General features: G+C 64.0%; 13 protein-coding genes and 2 pseudogenes. 12 read left to right on the top strand and 3 right to left on the bottom strand.

Annotation, left to right across the window (positions count from 1 at the left end):
* Window positions 1-19: 19 nt before the first annotated feature.
* Both HU763_RS24920 and HU763_RS24925 read right to left on the bottom strand, forming a co-directional pair.
* Entirely contained in the window at window positions 20-892 is an 873-nt protein-coding gene (locus HU763_RS24920; protein WP_406822187.1) for a methyl-accepting chemotaxis protein, read from the bottom strand.
* Window positions 875-1645: pseudogene (locus HU763_RS24925) on the bottom strand (MCP four helix bundle domain-containing protein); the annotation flags it as partial. The pseudogene HU763_RS24925 and the gene HU763_RS24920, both read right to left, overlap by 18 nt.
* A gap of 274 nt (window positions 1646-1919) precedes the next feature.
* Here HU763_RS24925 and HU763_RS01470 point away from each other — a divergent pair.
* The 4 genes and pseudogenes from HU763_RS01470 to HU763_RS24935 all read left to right on the top strand — a co-directional run bounded on the left by HU763_RS01470 (window position 1920) and on the right by HU763_RS24935 (window position 4599).
* Entirely contained in the window at window positions 1920-2150 is a 231-nt protein-coding gene (locus HU763_RS01470; RefSeq protein WP_186687519.1) for a hypothetical protein, read from the top strand.
* Window positions 2147-2449, top strand: coding sequence for a cell division protein ZapA (locus tag HU763_RS01475; RefSeq protein WP_170027875.1), 303 nt, complete (start codon window positions 2147-2149; stop codon window positions 2447-2449). Before HU763_RS01470 ends, HU763_RS01475 begins: the two co-directional genes overlap by 4 nt.
* Window positions 2450-2706: 257 nt before the next feature.
* Window positions 2707-3735, top strand: a pseudogene (locus tag HU763_RS24930) (HAMP domain-containing protein); the annotation flags it as partial.
* A gap of 135 nt (window positions 3736-3870) precedes the next feature.
* Window positions 3871-4599: a methyl-accepting chemotaxis protein gene (locus HU763_RS24935; RefSeq protein WP_420831046.1), complete on the top strand. Its 729-nt coding sequence runs from the start codon at window positions 3871-3873 to the stop codon at window positions 4597-4599.
* 118 nt (window positions 4600-4717) lie between these two features.
* Here HU763_RS24935 and HU763_RS01485 read toward each other — a convergent pair whose 3' ends face one another.
* Window positions 4718-5758, bottom strand: a complete 1041-nt coding sequence (locus tag HU763_RS01485) for a threonine aldolase family protein (protein ID WP_186687515.1) — start codon at window positions 5756-5758, stop codon at window positions 4718-4720.
* Window positions 5759-6099: 341 nt separating this feature from the next.
* Here HU763_RS01485 and HU763_RS01490 point away from each other — a divergent pair, with 341 nt between their 5' ends.
* The 8 genes from HU763_RS01490 to HU763_RS01525 all read left to right on the top strand — a co-directional run bounded on the left by HU763_RS01490 (window position 6100) and on the right by HU763_RS01525 (window position 15842).
* Window positions 6100-7353, top strand: a complete 1254-nt coding sequence (locus HU763_RS01490; RefSeq protein ID WP_170027880.1) for a serine hydroxymethyltransferase — start codon at window positions 6100-6102, stop codon at window positions 7351-7353.
* 15 nt (window positions 7354-7368) lie between these two features.
* The gene (locus HU763_RS01495) at window positions 7369-8619 is read left to right on the top strand and encodes a sarcosine oxidase subunit beta family protein (protein WP_138219304.1); all 1251 of its coding nucleotides are present in this window, start codon (window positions 7369-7371) and stop codon (window positions 8617-8619) included.
* A gap of 14 nt (window positions 8620-8633) precedes the next feature.
* On the top strand, window positions 8634-8969 hold the full coding sequence (locus HU763_RS01500) for a sarcosine oxidase subunit delta (RefSeq protein WP_170027881.1): 336 nt from the start codon (window positions 8634-8636) through the stop codon (window positions 8967-8969).
* Window positions 8966-11983, top strand: coding sequence for a sarcosine oxidase subunit alpha (locus HU763_RS01505; protein ID WP_170027882.1), 3018 nt, complete (start codon window positions 8966-8968; stop codon window positions 11981-11983). The genes HU763_RS01500 and HU763_RS01505 overlap by 4 nt, the downstream gene beginning before the upstream one ends.
* A gap of 170 nt (window positions 11984-12153) precedes the next feature.
* The gene (locus tag HU763_RS01510) at window positions 12154-12786 is read left to right on the top strand and encodes a sarcosine oxidase subunit gamma (RefSeq protein WP_013970521.1); all 633 of its coding nucleotides are present in this window, start codon (window positions 12154-12156) and stop codon (window positions 12784-12786) included.
* An 11-nt stretch (window positions 12787-12797) separates the two neighbouring features.
* On the top strand, window positions 12798-13655 hold the full coding sequence (purU, locus tag HU763_RS01515; RefSeq protein WP_170027883.1) for a formyltetrahydrofolate deformylase: 858 nt from the start codon (window positions 12798-12800) through the stop codon (window positions 13653-13655).
* Window positions 13656-13924: 269 nt separating this feature from the next.
* On the top strand, window positions 13925-15124 hold the full coding sequence (gene fdhA / locus HU763_RS01520) for a formaldehyde dehydrogenase, glutathione-independent (RefSeq protein WP_186687513.1): 1200 nt from the start codon (window positions 13925-13927) through the stop codon (window positions 15122-15124).
* 142 nt (window positions 15125-15266) lie between these two features.
* On the top strand, window positions 15267-15842 hold the full coding sequence (locus tag HU763_RS01525) for a DUF2780 domain-containing protein (protein ID WP_170027884.1): 576 nt from the start codon (window positions 15267-15269) through the stop codon (window positions 15840-15842).
* Window positions 15843-15845: the final 3 nt, after the last annotated feature.

Genomic DNA, 15845 nt, shown 5'->3' on the forward strand with positions numbered 1-15845 from the left:
CAAAGCGGCCCCAGGTCTCTCAAGTACGGAACCGTGCTACCAACCCATTCAGATCCACCGCCAGGCGCGACAACTCGGCACTCGCTGCACTGGTCTGATTCGCCCCAGTAGCGCTCTGCACCGACAGGTCGTTGATGTTCACCAGGTTGCGGTCCACTTCCCGCGCTACCTGCGCCTGCTCTTCCGCAGCGCTGGCAATCACCAGGTTACGCTCGTTGATCTGCGCCACCGCCCCGGCAATGGTATCCAGCGCCAAGCCTGCGCCACGGGCGATATTCAAGGTCGATTCGGCACGCTCGGTGCTGGTGCGCATCGAGTTCACGGCCTCTTCGGTACCGCCCTGAATGCTGCCGATCATCCGCTCGATCTCGCTGGTCGACTGCTGGGTACGGTGGGCCAGCGCCCGCACTTCATCGGCGACCACGGCAAAACCACGGCCGGCCTCGCCGGCACGAGCCGCCTCGATCGCCGCGTTGAGTGCCAGCAGGTTGGTCTGGTCTGCCAGGCCGCGGATCACATCCAGCACCTTGCCGATATCACGCGACTGTTCGGCCAGGTGGGTAACCAGCTTGGCGGTGGCTTGTACGTCACCGCTCATGCGCTCGATGGCACCCACGGTTTCCATGACCAGGTCACGGCCATCGCCTGCCGAACGGCTGGCTTCGCTGGAGGCTTCCGAGGTGCTGACGGCATTGCGTGCCACCTCTTCGACGGCGCTGGTCATCTCGGTCACCGCCGTGGCGGCCTGTTCGATTTCGTTGTTCTGCTGCTGCAGGCCACGGGCGCTTTCGTCGGTGACGGCGTTCAGCTCCTCGGCAGCCGAGGCCAGCTGCGTGGCCGAGCCGGCGATCAGCTGCAAGGTGTCGCGCAGCTTGTCCTGCATGCGGGCCATGGCGCGCAGCAGGCGGGCAGCTTCGTCGGTACCCTCGGCATGGATGACGTGGGTCAGGTCGCCGTCGGCGATCTGTTCGGCGCATCTGAGCGCCTCGTCGATCGGCTTGACGATGCTGCGGGTCAGCAGCAGGGCGCAGGCAAAAGTCAGCACGGTGGCGGCGACCAGCAGGGCGATCACCAAGGAGAAAGCCACGTCATACTGGTTGGCAGCTTTCGCGTTGGTGTCACGGGTCTGCTCGGTGTTGATCTGTACCAGGGTCTCCATGATCTTGTTGATCTGCTCGGAGTTGGCCTGCAAGTCACGGTTGAGCACATCTCTCAGTTCGTCGAGGCGGCCGGCCTGGTTCAGGCTGCGCATGCGCGCCTCGAGCTGGCGGTACTGGTTGAGCGCCTGGACGTACTGGTCGTACGCGGCCTTTTCGTCAGCGGCAGTGATCAGCGGCACGTAGGTTTCGCGCGCGCGGTCGATCTGCTGGTTGCGCTGCTCCATCAGGTTGAGGATTTCCTGCTGGCTTTGCGGGTCGCGGTTCACCAGCAGGCGGTAGGAGAGGCTGCGCAGGCGCAGGTTCAGCGCGCTGATCTCATCCAGCGTCTTGATGGCCGGGACGCTGATTTGCTCGATGACCAGGCCGGCCTGGCGGATGTTGCCCATCTGCATCAGGGAGAAAGTACCGAGGCCGAGCATCAGCAGGCCGATAAGCGAAAAGCCCAGCAGTGCGCGCGGGGCAATGTTCATGTTGCGTAATGACATGGTGGGCAGATCCAGGAAAGTGAAGGAGAGGCACCCAGTGCGACAGAATGTGTCTCTTTGAGTATCGGTCGTGACCGGCCAGTCTTGAGTGTGCGCCTGACAAAATCCCGAGTTGGCCCAGGTGTTCCTGACCGGCGGTTGACCCAGGTCGGAACAAGGGGCCGGTTACCCTGTCAATCTGCGGGTTCGACACGTTGTGAATCCGATATTTAATGGCGACGGGCGGCACTTTTCTTTATCGTGTGCGCCCCCCGCAACAACCTGAGATAGACCCATGCTGGAAGCTTCCCTGAATCAAATCGAGCAACTGGTCAACGACCTGCTGCAGAAGAACGCCCAACTGACCGAGCAGAACGCCGCCCTCGGCCAGGAACTGGCCCAGGCCAAGGAAGAGAACGAGACCCTGCAGCTGTCGCTGATGGAGCAGGAAGAGAAGCACGGCAGCACCGCCGCGCGCCTGCAGGCGCTGATCGAGCGCGCCAACGCTGGCGTCGTCGGCGCATGACACTACGTGCTCAGCCGATCAATGTCGTGTCGATCCTCGGCAACGACTATTCGATCAAGGCGCCTGAAGGCCAGGAAGCAACCCTGGCCCAGGCCGTGCAAATGCTCAACACCGCCCTGGCCCAGACCAAGCGCCAGTACCCGACCCTGATCGGTGACAAGTTGCTGGTGCTGGCCGCGTTGAACCTGTGTTCGCGACAGATCGAACTGCAGGATGAGCACCGCAAGACGCTGGAGCGTACCCAGGCGCAGATAGATGCCACCGTGGACACCATCGTCCGGACTATCGCCGAACAATGACGGCCTGATACCGAGGTGCCTGTGAGAGCGAGCGTGTCGAGGCTTCGAACCACCGCAAACACCGGCGCAGCCGGTGCCAGACACAGTGATGAAGCAATCCTGGGCATCCCCGCTGGCACGGGCGAGAAGCTGTTGTTCTAGATCACTGGATTAACTGGATACGCAAGTGTATACACTCACCGCAAAACAATAATTATGCGGGGAGCAGGGGCATGCGTATCTGGCGTAAAAGCATCCAGTGGCAGTTGATCACCAGCATGGGCGCCGCCCTGCTGGTGAGCATTCTGGTCGTAGTCATCATTTTCACCGTGGCGCTCAATCGCCTCACCGAACGCTACCTGGTGGGCAGTGCCTTGCCGGCCAGCATCGAGGCCATCCGCAACGACATCGAACGCATGCTCGGCCAGCCGCTGGTAGCGGCGGCAGACATCGCTGGCAACACGCTGCTGCGCGACTGGCTCGCCGCAGGTGAGAACCCCGCGCAGGCCCCGCAGTTCATCGAATACCTCACCGCCGCCAAGCAGCGCAACCAGGCGTTCACCACCTTGTTCGTCTCCACCGAGAGCGGCCACTACTACAACGAGAACGGGCTGGACCGTACCCTCAGCCGCAGCAACCCCAAGGACCAGTGGTTCTACGGCTACATCGACAGCGGTGCCGAGCGGTTCATCAATATCGACATCGATGGCGCCACGGGCGAGCTGGCCCTGTTCATCGACTACCGCGTGGAAAAGCATGGCCAACTGGTCGGCGTGGCCGGTATGGGCCTGCGCATGACCGAGCTGTCGCAGCTGATCCACGACTTCAGCTTTGGTGAACACGGCAAAGTGTTTCTGGTGCGTAACGATGGCCTGATCCAGGTGCACCCGGATAACGCCTTCAGCGGCAAGCGCCAGCTGGCCGAGCAGCTCGGTGGAGACGCCGCCAAGGCAGTGATGAGCGGGGCACAGGGCCTGCGCAGCAGCCGCTTCAGCCGAGACGGCGAAAGCTACCTGGCGCTCGGCCTGCCCTTGCGCGACCTGAACTGGACCTTGGTCGCCGAGGTGCCGGAGCAGGAGATCTACGCGCAAATGCACCAGGCAGTGTGGCTGACCAGCCTGATCGGTGGCGCCGTGGCGCTGGTCTCGCTGCTGCTGGTGGTGCTGTTGGCCCGCGGCCTGGTGCGGCCGATCCGTCGCGTCACGGCTGCGCTGGTGCAAATTGGCAGTGGCGCGGGTGACCTCAGCCAGCGCCTGGACGATTCACGCCTGGACGAACTGGGTGACCTGGCTCGCGGTTTCAACCGCTTCCTCGACAGCCAGCGGCGGCTCATCGGTGAAGTGCTGCAGACCTCCGAGCGGCTGCACCAGGCGGTTGAACAGGTGACCGTGGTGGTGGACAACACGGCCGAACGTTCCGGGCGCCAGCAGGAAATGACCGAAATGGTGGCTACCGCCGTACACGAAATGGGCCTGACCGTGCAGGACATCGCCCGCAATGCCGGCGATGCGGCCCAGGCCTCGCAGGCGGCGCGCGATGAGGCCGTGCAGGCGCGCGAAGTGGTTCGGCGCTCGGTCCAGGGCATCGAAGGTATGTCGGGCGATATTGGCAAGGCGGCCGCCGCCGTCAGCCAGTTGGCCGGTGAAGTCGCCTCGATCGATGAAGTATTGGCGGTGATCCGCAGCATTTCCGAACAGACCAACCTGCTGGCGCTGAATGCTGCCATCGAGGCCGCACGGGCAGGGGATATGGGGCGCGGGTTCGCCGTGGTGGCCGACGAAGTGCGCACCTTGGCGCGGCGCACGCAGTTGTCCACCGACGAGGTGCAGCAGATGATCCAGCGCCTGAAGCAGGGCGCGGGCGTGGCGGTGAGTTCGATGCAGGCGGGGCAGCAGGCGACTGGCAGCGGTGTCGAGGCGAGCCAGCGCACAGGCGCATCGCTGGGGGCCATTACCGACCGGGTCGAGCACATCAGCGACATGAACCATCAGGTCGCGACGGCGACCGAAGAGCAGTCGGCGGTGACCGAGGAAATCAACCGCACGGTGCAGGGGATTTCCGACCTGGCGCGGGAGACCGCGGCAGAGGTGCAGGGCTGTCGCGAGGAGTGCCGGGCATTGCGTGGGCTGGCCGATGACCTGGCGCGGCAGATGGGCGGGTTCAGGCTTTAGATCGCCGGGGCCGCTATGCGGCCCATCGCGACACAAGGCCGCTCCTACAAGGGAACGCAATCCCGTGTAGGAGCGGCCTTGTGTCGCGATAGGAGGGCGAAGCCCTCCCGGCAATCCCTCAGCCAGCGATGATCGCGCGGATATCCGCCGCCAGCTCGCGCACTCGCTCTTCCTCGGTATCCCACGAGCACATGAAGCGCGCCCCACCACTGCCAATGAAGGTGTAGAACCGCCAGCCTCTGCTACGCAGCGCTTCGATCGCAGGCTCCGGCATCTGCAGGAACACCCCGTTGGCCTCCACCGGGAACATCAGCTCCACCCCAGGCAGGTCGCTGACCAGCGAGGCCAGCAGCTGCGCGCAGCGGTTGGCATGCGCGCCGTGACGCAACCAGGCGCCGTCTTCCAGCAGGCCCACCCATGGTGCCGACAGGAAGCGCATCTTCGATGCCAGCTGGCCGGCCTGCTTGCAACGGTAATCGAAGTCCTCGGCCAGCTGGCGGTTGAAGAACAGGATCGCTTCGCCCACCGCCATGCCGTTCTTGGTGCCGCCAAAGCACAGCACGTCGATGCCGGCCTTCCAGGTCAGCTCGGCCGGGCTGCAGCCCAGGAACGAGCAGGCGTTGGAAAAGCGCGCGCCGTCCATGTGCAGGTTCAGGCCCAGCTCCTTGCAGGTGGCGCTGATCGCCTTCAGTTCTTCGGGGCGATACACCGTGCCCACTTCGGTGGCCTGGGTAATGGTCACCACGCGTGGCTTGGGGTAGTGGATGTCCTGTCGTTTCAAGGCCACATCACGGATCGACTGTGGGGTCAGTTTGCCGTGGACGCTGGCCGCAGTCAGCAGCTTGGAGCCGTTGGAGAAGAATTCCGGTGCACCGCATTCGTCGGTTTCGACGTGGGCGGTCTCGGAGCAGATCACGCTGTGGTAGCTCTGGCACAGCGAGGCCAGGGCCAGGGAGTTGGCAGCGGTACCATTGAAGGCGAAGAACACTTCGCAATCGGTTTCGAACAGGTTGCGGAAGTATTCGGCGGCGCGCTCGGTCCATTGATCGTCGCCGTAGGCGCGGTCGTGGCCGTGGTTGGCCTTTTCCATCGCGGCCCAGGCTTCGGGGCAGATGCCGGAATAGTTGTCGCTGGCGAATTGTTGGCTCTTGTCTGTCATGGCACTTCTGTCCTGTGAACGACGCAGAGCAGCACTCTAAACCATCGATTCAGCAGTTGCCTATACAACCCGTGCACCTGCGGATTGTTGGGTTGTCTGTGCCGGCCCTTTCGCGGGTAAACCCGCTCCCACAGGGATCTCACAGGCCTCGAATGCACCGCAGTAGCTGTGGGAGCGGGTTCACCCGCGAAAGGGCCGGCACAGACAACACAAAGCCAATGTCGTAAACGCGCCATTGCAAGGCGTGCGCAGGCATCTGACCCGCCCCGGCCAGTCATAACATCGCCACAAAGGGCCACAGTGCCCCACGACAAAAAATGATCGCCGCCGGGAGATACACGATGTTCAGCAAGCAAGACCAGATCCAGGGTTACGATGATGCACTTCTGGCGGCGATGAATGCCGAAGAACAGCGCCAGGAAGATCACATCGAGCTGATCGCCTCGGAAAACTACACTTCCAAGCGCGTGATGCAGGCCCAAGGCAGCGGCCTGACCAACAAGTACGCCGAAGGCTACCCGGGCAAGCGCTACTACGGTGGCTGCGAGCACGTGGACAAAGTCGAGGCCCTGGCCATCGAGCGCGCCAAGCAGCTGTTCGGTGCCGACTACGCCAACGTCCAGCCGCACTCCGGCTCGTCGGCCAACGGCGCGGTCTACCTGGCCCTGCTGCAGCCGGGTGACACCATCCTCGGCATGAGCCTGGCCCACGGCGGCCACCTGACCCACGGCGCCAAGGTGTCGTCCTCGGGCAAGCTGTACAACGCCGTGCAGTACGGCATCGACACCAATACCGGCCTGATCGACTACGACGAAGTCGAGCGCCTGGCGGTCGAGCACAAGCCGAAAATGATCGTGGCCGGCTTCTCGGCCTACTCCAAGACCCTCGACTTCCCGCGCTTCCGCGCCATTGCCGACAAGGTCGGGGCGCTGCTGTTCGTCGACATGGCCCATGTTGCCGGCCTGGTGGCCGCCGGCCTGTACCCGAACCCGATTCCGTTCGCCGACGTGGTTACCACCACCACCCACAAGACCCTGCGCGGGCCACGTGGCGGCCTGATCCTGGCCAAGGCCAACGAAGAGATCGAGAAGAAGCTCAACGCCGCAGTATTCCCGGGTGCCCAGGGCGGCCCGCTGATGCACGTGATCGCCGCCAAGGCGGTGTGCTTCAAGGAAGCGCTGGAACCTGAGTTCAAGGCCTACCAGAAACAAGTGATCGAAAACGCCCAGGCCATGGCCCAGGTGTTCATCGAGCGTGGCTACGACGTGGTTTCCGGTGGCACCGACAACCACCTGTTCCTGGTCAGCCTGATTCGCCAGGGCCTCACCGGCAAAGACGCCGACGCCGCCCTGGGCCGTGCGCACATCACCGTCAACAAGAATGCCGTGCCGAACGACCCGCAGTCGCCGTTCGTCACCTCGGGCCTGCGCATCGGCACCCCGGCCGTCACCACCCGCGGCTTCAAGGTCGCGCAATGTGTCGCCCTGGCCGGCTGGATCTGCGACATCCTCGACAACCTCGGTGACGCAGACGTCGAAGCCGATGTGGCGAAGAACGTCGCGGCGCTGTGCGCAGATTTCCCTGTTTACCGCTGAGTGGAGCCACACACCATGCAACGTTACTCGGGCTTCGGCCTTTTCAAGCACTCCCTCAGCCACCACGAGAACTGGCAGCGCATGTGGCGCACGCCAACCCCTAAAAAGGTCTACGACGTGGTTATCGTCGGCGGTGGCGGCCATGGCCTGGCCACGGCCTACTACCTGGCCAAGGAACACGGCATCACCAACGTTGCCGTGATCGAGAAGGGCTACCTGGGCGGCGGCAATACCGCCCGTAACACCACCATCGTGCGTTCCAACTACCTGTGGGACGAGTCGGCGCACCTGTACGAGCACGCCATGAAGCTGTGGGAGGGCCTGTCCCAGGACCTCAACTACAACGTGATGTTCTCCCAGCGCGGCGTCTACAACCTGTGCCACACCCTGCAGGACATGCGTGACTCCGAGCGCCGCGTCTCCGCCAACCGCCTGAATGGCGTGGACGGCGAGCTGCTGAACACTGCCCAGGTCGCGGCCGAGATCCCGTACCTGGACTGCTCGAAGAACACCCGTTACCCGATCCTTGGCGCCACCGTACAGCGCCGTGGTGGCGTGGCCCGTCACGACGCCGTGGCCTGGGGCTTCGCCCGTGCTGCCGACGCCCTGGGCGTGGACCTGATCCAGCAGACCGAAGTGACCGGTTTCCGCAAGGAAAACGGCGCGGTCATCGGTGTGGAAACCAACAAAGGCTTCATCGGCGCCAAGCGCGTCGGTGTGGTCACCGCCGGTAACTCCGGGCACATGGCCAAGCTCGCCGGCTTCCGCCTACCGCTGGAATCGCACCCGCTGCAGGCGCTGGTATCCGAGCCGATCAAGCCAATCATCGACAGCGTGATCATGTCCAACGCCGTACACGGCTACATCAGCCAGTCGGACAAGGGCGACCTGGTGATCGGTGCCGGCATCGACGGCTGGGTCGGCTACGGCCAGCGCGGTTCGTACCCGGTGATCGAGCACACCCTGCAGGCCATCGTCGAGATGTTCCCCAACCTCTCGCGCGTTCGCATGAACCGCCAGTGGGGCGGCATCGTCGATACCTCGCCGGACGCCTGCCCGATCATCACCAAGACCCCGGTCAAGAACCTGTTCTTCAACTGCGGTTGGGGTACCGGCGGCTTCAAGGCGACCCCGGGTTCGGGCAACGTCTTCGCCGCGAGCCTGGCCAAGGGCGAAATGCACCCACTGGCCGCGCCGTTCTCCATGGACCGTTTCTACAACGGCGCACTGATCGACGAACACGGCGCCGCCGCCGTCGCCCACTAACCGGAGACACCGTCATGTTGCATATTTTCTGTCCCCACTGCGGCGAGCTGCGCTCCGAAGAAGAGTTCCACGCCTCTGGCCAGGCGCACATCGCCCGCCCGCTGGACCCCAACGCCTGCTCCGACGAGGAGTGGGGTACCTACATGTTCTACCGTGACAACCCGCGCGGTATTCACCACGAACTGTGGGACCACGTTGCCGGCTGCCGCCAGTACTTCAACGTCACCCGCGACACCGTGACCTACGAAATTCTGGAAACCTACAAGATTGGCGAGAAGCCGCAAGTGACCGCCAACGGCAAGCAAAGCAGCGCACCGTCGACCGTCAAAGGCCAAGGGGAAAAAGTATGAGCCAGACCTATCGCCTCGCCAGCGGCGGCCGTATCGACCGCAGCAAGGTCCTTAACTTCAGCTTCAACGGCAAGACCTACCAGGGTTATGCCGGCGACACCCTGGCCGCCGCGTTGCTGGCCAACGGCGTCGACATCGTTGGCCGCAGCTTCAAGTACTCGCGCCCTCGCGGCATCATCGCCGCCGGTACCGAAGAGCCGAACGCCATCCTGCAGATCGGCTCCAGCGAAGCCACCCAGATCCCTAACGTGCGTGCCACCCAACAGGCACTGTACGCCGGCCTGGTCGCCACCAGCACCAACGGCTGGCCGAACGTCAACAATGACGTCATGGGCATTCTCGGCAAGGTCGGCGGCAGCATGATGCCGCCGGGCTTCTACTACAAAACCTTCATGTACCCGAAATCGTTCTGGATGACTTACGAGAAGTACATCCGCAAAGCCGCCGGCCTTGGCCGCGCGCCGCTGCAGAACGACCCGGACAGCTACGACTACATGAACCAGCACTGCGACGTGCTGATCGTCGGTGCCGGCCCTGCCGGCCTGGCCGCGGCCCTGGCCGCTGCGCGCAGCGGTGCCCGAGTGATCCTGGCTGACGAGCAGGAAGAGTTCGGCGGCAGCCTGCTCGACACCCGCGAAACCCTCGACGGCAAGCCTGCCACCGACTGGGTCAACGCCGTGGTCAAAGAGCTGGAAAGCCTGCCGGAAGTGACCCTGCTGCCACGCGCCACGGTCAACGGCTACCACGACCATAACTTCCTGACCATCCACGAGCGCCTCACCGACCACCTCGGTGACCGTGCCCCTATCGGCCAGGTGCGCCACCGCGTGCACCGCGTCCGCGCCAAGCGCGTGGTGCTGGCCACCGGCGCCCACGAGCGCCCGCTGGTGTACGGCAACAACGACGTGCCGGGCAACATGCTGGCCGGTGCCGTTTCCACCTACGTGCGCCGTTACGGCGTGGCCCCGGGTCGCAAGCTGGTGCTGTCGACCAACAACGACCACGCCTACCGCGCCGCGCTGGACTGGCACGATGCCGGCCTGCAGGTGGTCGCCATCGCCGACGCCCGCCACAACCCGCGTGGTTCGCTGGTTGAAGAAGCACGTGCCAAGGGCATCCGCATTCTCACCTCCAGCGCGGTGATCGAGGCCAAGGGCAGCAAGCATGTCACTGGCGCCCGCGTGGCCGCCATCGACGTACAGGCGCACAAGGTCACCAGCCCTGGCGAAACCCTGGACTGCGACCTGATCGCCACCTCCGGCGGTTACAGCCCGGTCGTGCACCTGGCTTCGCACCTGGGCGGCCGGCCGATCTGGCGCGAAGACATCCTCGGCTTCGTACCGGGTGATGCGCCGCAGAAGCGCGAATGTGTCGGCGGTATCAATGGTGTGTACCCCCTGGGCGACGCGATTGCCGATGGTTTCGAAGGCGGCGTGCGCGCAGCCACCGAAGCCGGCTTCAAGGCCACTGTCGGCAGCCTGCCGAAAACCGTGGCGCGCAAGGAAGAGGCCACCGTGGCGCTGTTCCAGGTGCCGCACGACAAGGGCACTGCCCGTGCGCCCAAGCAGTTCGTCGACCAGCAGAACGACGTTACCGCGGCCGCCATCGAACTGGCCACCCGCGAAGGCTTCGAGTCGGTCGAGCACGTCAAACGCTACACCGCGCTGGGCTTCGGTACCGACCAGGGCAAGCTGGGCAACATCAACGGCCTGGCTATCGCCGCCCGTTCGATGGGCATCACCATCCCGGAAATGGGCACCACCATGTTCCGCCCCAACTACACGCCGGTAACCTTCGGCGCGGTAGCAGGCCGGCACTGTGGCCATCTGTTCGAGCCCGTGCGCTTCACTGCCCTGCATGCCTGGCACGTGAAGAACGGCGCCGAGTTCGAAGATGTCGGCCAGTGGAAACGCCCTTGGTACTTCCCCAAGGCCGGTGAAGACATCCATGCGGCCGTGGCCCGTGAATGCAAGGCCGTGCGCGACAGCGTGGGCCTGCTGGACGCCTCGACCCTGGGCAAGATCGACATCCAGGGCCCGGATGCGCGTGAGTTCCTCAACCGCATCTACACCAACGCCTGGACCAAGCTCGACGTGGGCAAGGCCCGTTACGGCCTGATGTGCAAGGAAGACGGCATGGTCTTCGACGACGGCGTGACCGCCTGCGTCGGCGACAACCACTTCATCATGACCACCACCACCGGCGGCGCTGCGCGCGTGCTGCAGTGGATGGAGCTGTACCACCAGACCGAATGGCCGGAGCTGAAGGTGTACTTCACCTCGGTCACCGACCACTGGGCGACCATGACCCTGTCCGGCCCCAACAGCCGCAAGCTGCTGAGCGAGCTGACCGACATCGACATGGACAAGGAAGCCTTCCCGTTCATGACCTGGAAGGAAGGCAACGTCGGCGGCGTGCCAGCCCGGGTGTTCCGTATCTCGTTCACCGGTGAGCTGTCGTACGAAGTCAACGTGCAGGCCAACTACGCCATGGGCGTGCTGGAGCAGATCATCGAGGCGGGCAAGAAGTACAACCTGACCCCGTATGGCACCGAGACCATGCACGTGCTGCGTGCCGAGAAGGGCTTCATCATCGTTGGCCAGGACACCGACGGCTCGATGACCCCGGACGACCTGAACATGAGCTGGTGCGTAGGCCGCAACAAGCCGTACTCGTGGATCGGCCTGCGTGGCATGAACCGCGAAGACTGCGTGCGCGAGAACCGCAAGCAGCTGGTGGGCCTGAAGCCGGTCGACCCGACCAAGTGGCTGCCGGAAGGTGCCCAGCTGGTGTTCGATCCGAAGCAACCGATCCCGATGGACATGGTCGGCCACGTCACCTCCAGCTACGCAGCCAACTCCCTGGGCTATTCGTTCGCCATGGGTGTGGTCAAGGGCGGCCTCAAGCGCATGGGCGAGCGTGTGTACTCGCCGCAGGCGGATGGCAGCGTGATCGAGGCGGAGATCGTGTCTTCGGTGTTCTTCGATCCGAAGGGTGAGCGGCAGAACGTCTAAGGCCCCGGTACCAACTGATGCCCAGCTTGGAATGAGGTCTCTGTGGGAGCGGGCGTGCCCGCGAAGAAGGCGGTGAATCCACCATCGCATTCGCGGGCATGCCCGCTCCCACAGGATGATCGTCTCCCGCAGGCATCGTGGTCGACTCCAGAATTCAAGGCAGGTAAGAAATGAGCGCTATCAACGTCTTCCAGCAAAACCCCGGCGCCGAGGCCAAGGCCCAGTCGCCACTGCACCACGCCGACCTGGCCAGCCTGGTTGGCAAAGGCCGCAAGAACGCAGGCGTGACCCTGCGTGAACGCAAGTTCCTCGGCCACCTGACCATTCGTGGCGATGGCCACGACCCGGAGTTCGCCGCCGGCGTGCACAAGGCCCTGGGCCTGGAGCTGCCAGTGGCGCTGACCGTGGTCGCCAACAATGAAATGTCGCTGCAATGGATGGGCCCTGACGAGTGGTTGCTGATCGTCCCCGGCGGCCAGGAGTTTGCCGTCGAGCAAAAGCTGCGCGCTGCCCTCGAAGGCCAGCACATCCAGGTGGTCAACGTCAGCGGTGGGCAGAGCCTGCTGGAACTGCGCGGCCCGAACGTGCGCGAAGTGCTGATGAAGTCCACCAGCTATGATGTTCATCCGAACAACTTCCCGGTGGGCAAGGCTGTCGGTACCGTGTTCGCCAAGTCGCAACTGGTGATCCGCCGCACCGCCGAAGACACCTGGGAGCTGGTGATTCGCCGCAGCTTCGCCGACTACTGGTGGCTGTGGCTGCAGGACGCTTCGGCCGAGTACGGCCTGAGCATCGAAGCTTAAGGAGAGCGAACATGAGTCGGGCACCGGATACCTGGATTCTCACCGCCGACTGCCCGAGCATGCTCGGTACCGTCGACGTGGTGACGCGTTACCTCTTCGAGCAGCGCTGCTACGTGACGGAGCACCACTCCTTCGATGACCGGCTGTCGGGGCGTTTCTTCATTCGCGTGGAGTTTCGCCAGCCGGACGATTTCGACGAGGCAGGCTTTCGCGCCGGCCTTGCCGAGCGCAGCGAAGCGTTCGGCATGGCCTTCGAGCTGACCGCACCCAACCACCGCCCGAAGGTGGTGATCATGGTGTCGAAGGCCGACCACTGCCTCAATGATCTGCTGTACCGCCAGCGCATCGGCCAGCTGGCCATGGACGTGGTCGCAGTGGTGTCCAACCACCCCGACCTCGAGCCCCTGGCACAGTGGCACAAGATTCCTTACTACCACTTTGCCCTCGACCCCAAGGACAAGCCTGCGCAAGAGCGCAAGGTGGTCCAGGTGATCGAGGAAACCGGCGCGGAGCTGGTGGTGCTTGCCCGTTACATGCAGGTGTTGTCGCCGGAGCTGTGCCGCCGCCTGGATGGCTGGGCGATCAACATCCACCACTCGCTGTTGCCCGGCTTCAAAGGCGCCAAGCCTTACCACCAGGCCTACAACAAGGGGGTGAAGATGGTTGGCGCCACGGCGCACTACATCAACAATGACCTGGACGAAGGGCCGATCATCGCCCAGGGCGTGGAGGTGGTGGACCACAGCCATTATCCGGAGGACCTGATTGCCAAGGGGCGCGACATCGAATGCCTGACCCTGGCGCGGGCGGTGGGCTACCACATCGAGCGGCGAGTGTTCCTCAACGCCAACCGGACGGTCGTGCTCTAACAACCTGCACCGGCCATTCGCGGGCAAGCCCGCTCCCACAGGTTATATGCGGCCTTCACAGCTGGCATTCTTCCTGTGGGAGCGGGCTTGCCCGCGAATGGACCAACACAATTTCCCCTGCCGTTAAAAGGCATCTCCCTGTCGCTTCCAGTCAGTGCAATCTGCCGTATCAGGCCCACAATCCCCTGCATTCCAGAAACACATGCCGCCCACGGATGGCGGCGCGTTCAACCACCGCTGCATAAATACAAATCAAGCGAGGTAAGAGCATGTCTGGCAATCGTGGAGTGGTATATCTCGGCGCCGGCAAGGTCGAGGTGCAGAAGATCGACTACCCGAAAATGCAGGACCCACGCGGCAACAAGATCGAGCACGGCGTGATCCTGAAGGTGGTCTCCACCAACATCTGCGGCTCCGACCAGCACATGGTCCGCGGTCGCACCACTGCCCAGGTCGGCCTGGTCCTGGGCCACGAAATCACCGGTGAAATCGTCGAGATGGGGCGTGATGTCGAACGCCTGAAAATCGGTGATCTGGTATCGGTACCGTTCAACGTTGCCTGCGGCCGCTGCCGCTCCTGCAAGGAAATGCACACCGGTGTCTGCCTCACCGTCAACCCGGCCCGCGCCGGTGGTGCCTACGGCTACGTCGACATGGGCGACTGGACCGGTGGCCAGGCCGAATACGTGCTGGTGCCGTATGCCGACTTCAACCTGCTGAAACTGCCGGATCGCGACAAGGCCATGGAGAAGATCCGTGACCTGACCTGCCTGTCCGACATCCTGCCGACCGGCTACCACGGCGCCGTCACCGCTGGCGTAGGCCCAGGCAGCACCGTTTATGTCGCCGGTGCCGGCCCGGTCGGCCTGGCCGCCGCCGCCTCGGCACGCCTGCTCGGCGCGGCCTGCGTCATCGTCGGCGACCTCAACCCGGCTCGCCTGGCCCACGCCAAGTCGCAGGGCTTCGAAGTGGTCGACCTGTCCAAGGACACCCCGCTGCACGAGCAGATCGTCGACATTCTCGGCGAACCGGAAGTGGACTGCGCCGTCGACGCCGTTGGCTTCGAGGCTCGTGGCCACGGCCATGAAGGCGCCAAGCATGAAGCGCCGGCTACCGTGCTGAACTCGCTGATGCAGGTGACCCGTGTTGCCGGCAAGATCGGTATCCCGGGCCTGTACGTGACCGAAGACCCGGGTGCAGTGGATGCCGCTGCCAAGATCGGTGCACTGAGCATCCGCTTCGGCCTCGGCTGGGCGAAATCGCACAGCTTCCACACCGGCCAGACCCCGACCATGAAGTACAACCGCCAGCTGATGCAGGCGATCATGTGGGACCGTATCAACATTGCCGAAGTGGTAGGCGTGCAGGTCATCAATCTCGACCAGGCACCGGAAGGCTATGGCGAGTTCGATGCTGGCGTGCCGAAGAAATTCGTCATCGACCCGCACAAGATGTGGGGCGCAGCTTAACCTGATGGAGCAACGCCCCCGCCCGGGGGCGTTGTGTTTCGAGTGAGCCCAAGCGGGCCGATCACCGGCCTGGAACAAACTTGTCTGGCTCCAGTCCAATGCCTCGTTTCCCCGGCCATCCCGGCCGACGAGGTCCCTCCCGATGAAAGCATTCACGCTGGCTACCCTGATGACCCTGGCCGCAAGCCCGGTGTTCGCCTACAACCTCAGCGATGCGGCCAATGCCGTGGCCGCCATGCAGCAACAGGGCCAGCAAGGCCAGGTACAGGCACCGGCGGCGCAGGCCAACCTGCTCAACATCCTGGGCAGCCAGCTGAACATCACCCCGGAACAGGCGGTGGGTGGCGCAGGGGCCATGCTGGGGCTGGCGCGCAACAACCTCAGCAGCGACGACTATGGCCAGCTGACCAAGGCCGTGCCTGGCCTCGACCTGCTGTCGGGTGCCAATCTCCTGGGTGGGCTGAGTGGGTTGGGGCAGTTGCTGGGCAATGACAAGGATAGCCAGTCGGCCTTGGACAAGGCGCTGGGCAACGATGTGCAGAACCGCACCGACCTGGACGCTGCATTCAAGGCGTTGGGCATGGATACCGGCATGATCGGCCAGTTCGCTCCGCTGCTGCTCCAGTACCTTGGGCAACAGGGTATTGCCGGATCGTTGCTGCAGAATCTGGGCAGCTTGTGGACCAGCCCGGCGCCATTGACCCGACCTTCGGTCTGACGA

The sequence above is a fragment of the Pseudomonas anuradhapurensis genome (genome assembly GCF_014269225.2).
Lineage (GTDB): Bacteria > Pseudomonadota > Gammaproteobacteria > Pseudomonadales > Pseudomonadaceae > Aquipseudomonas > Aquipseudomonas anuradhapurensis.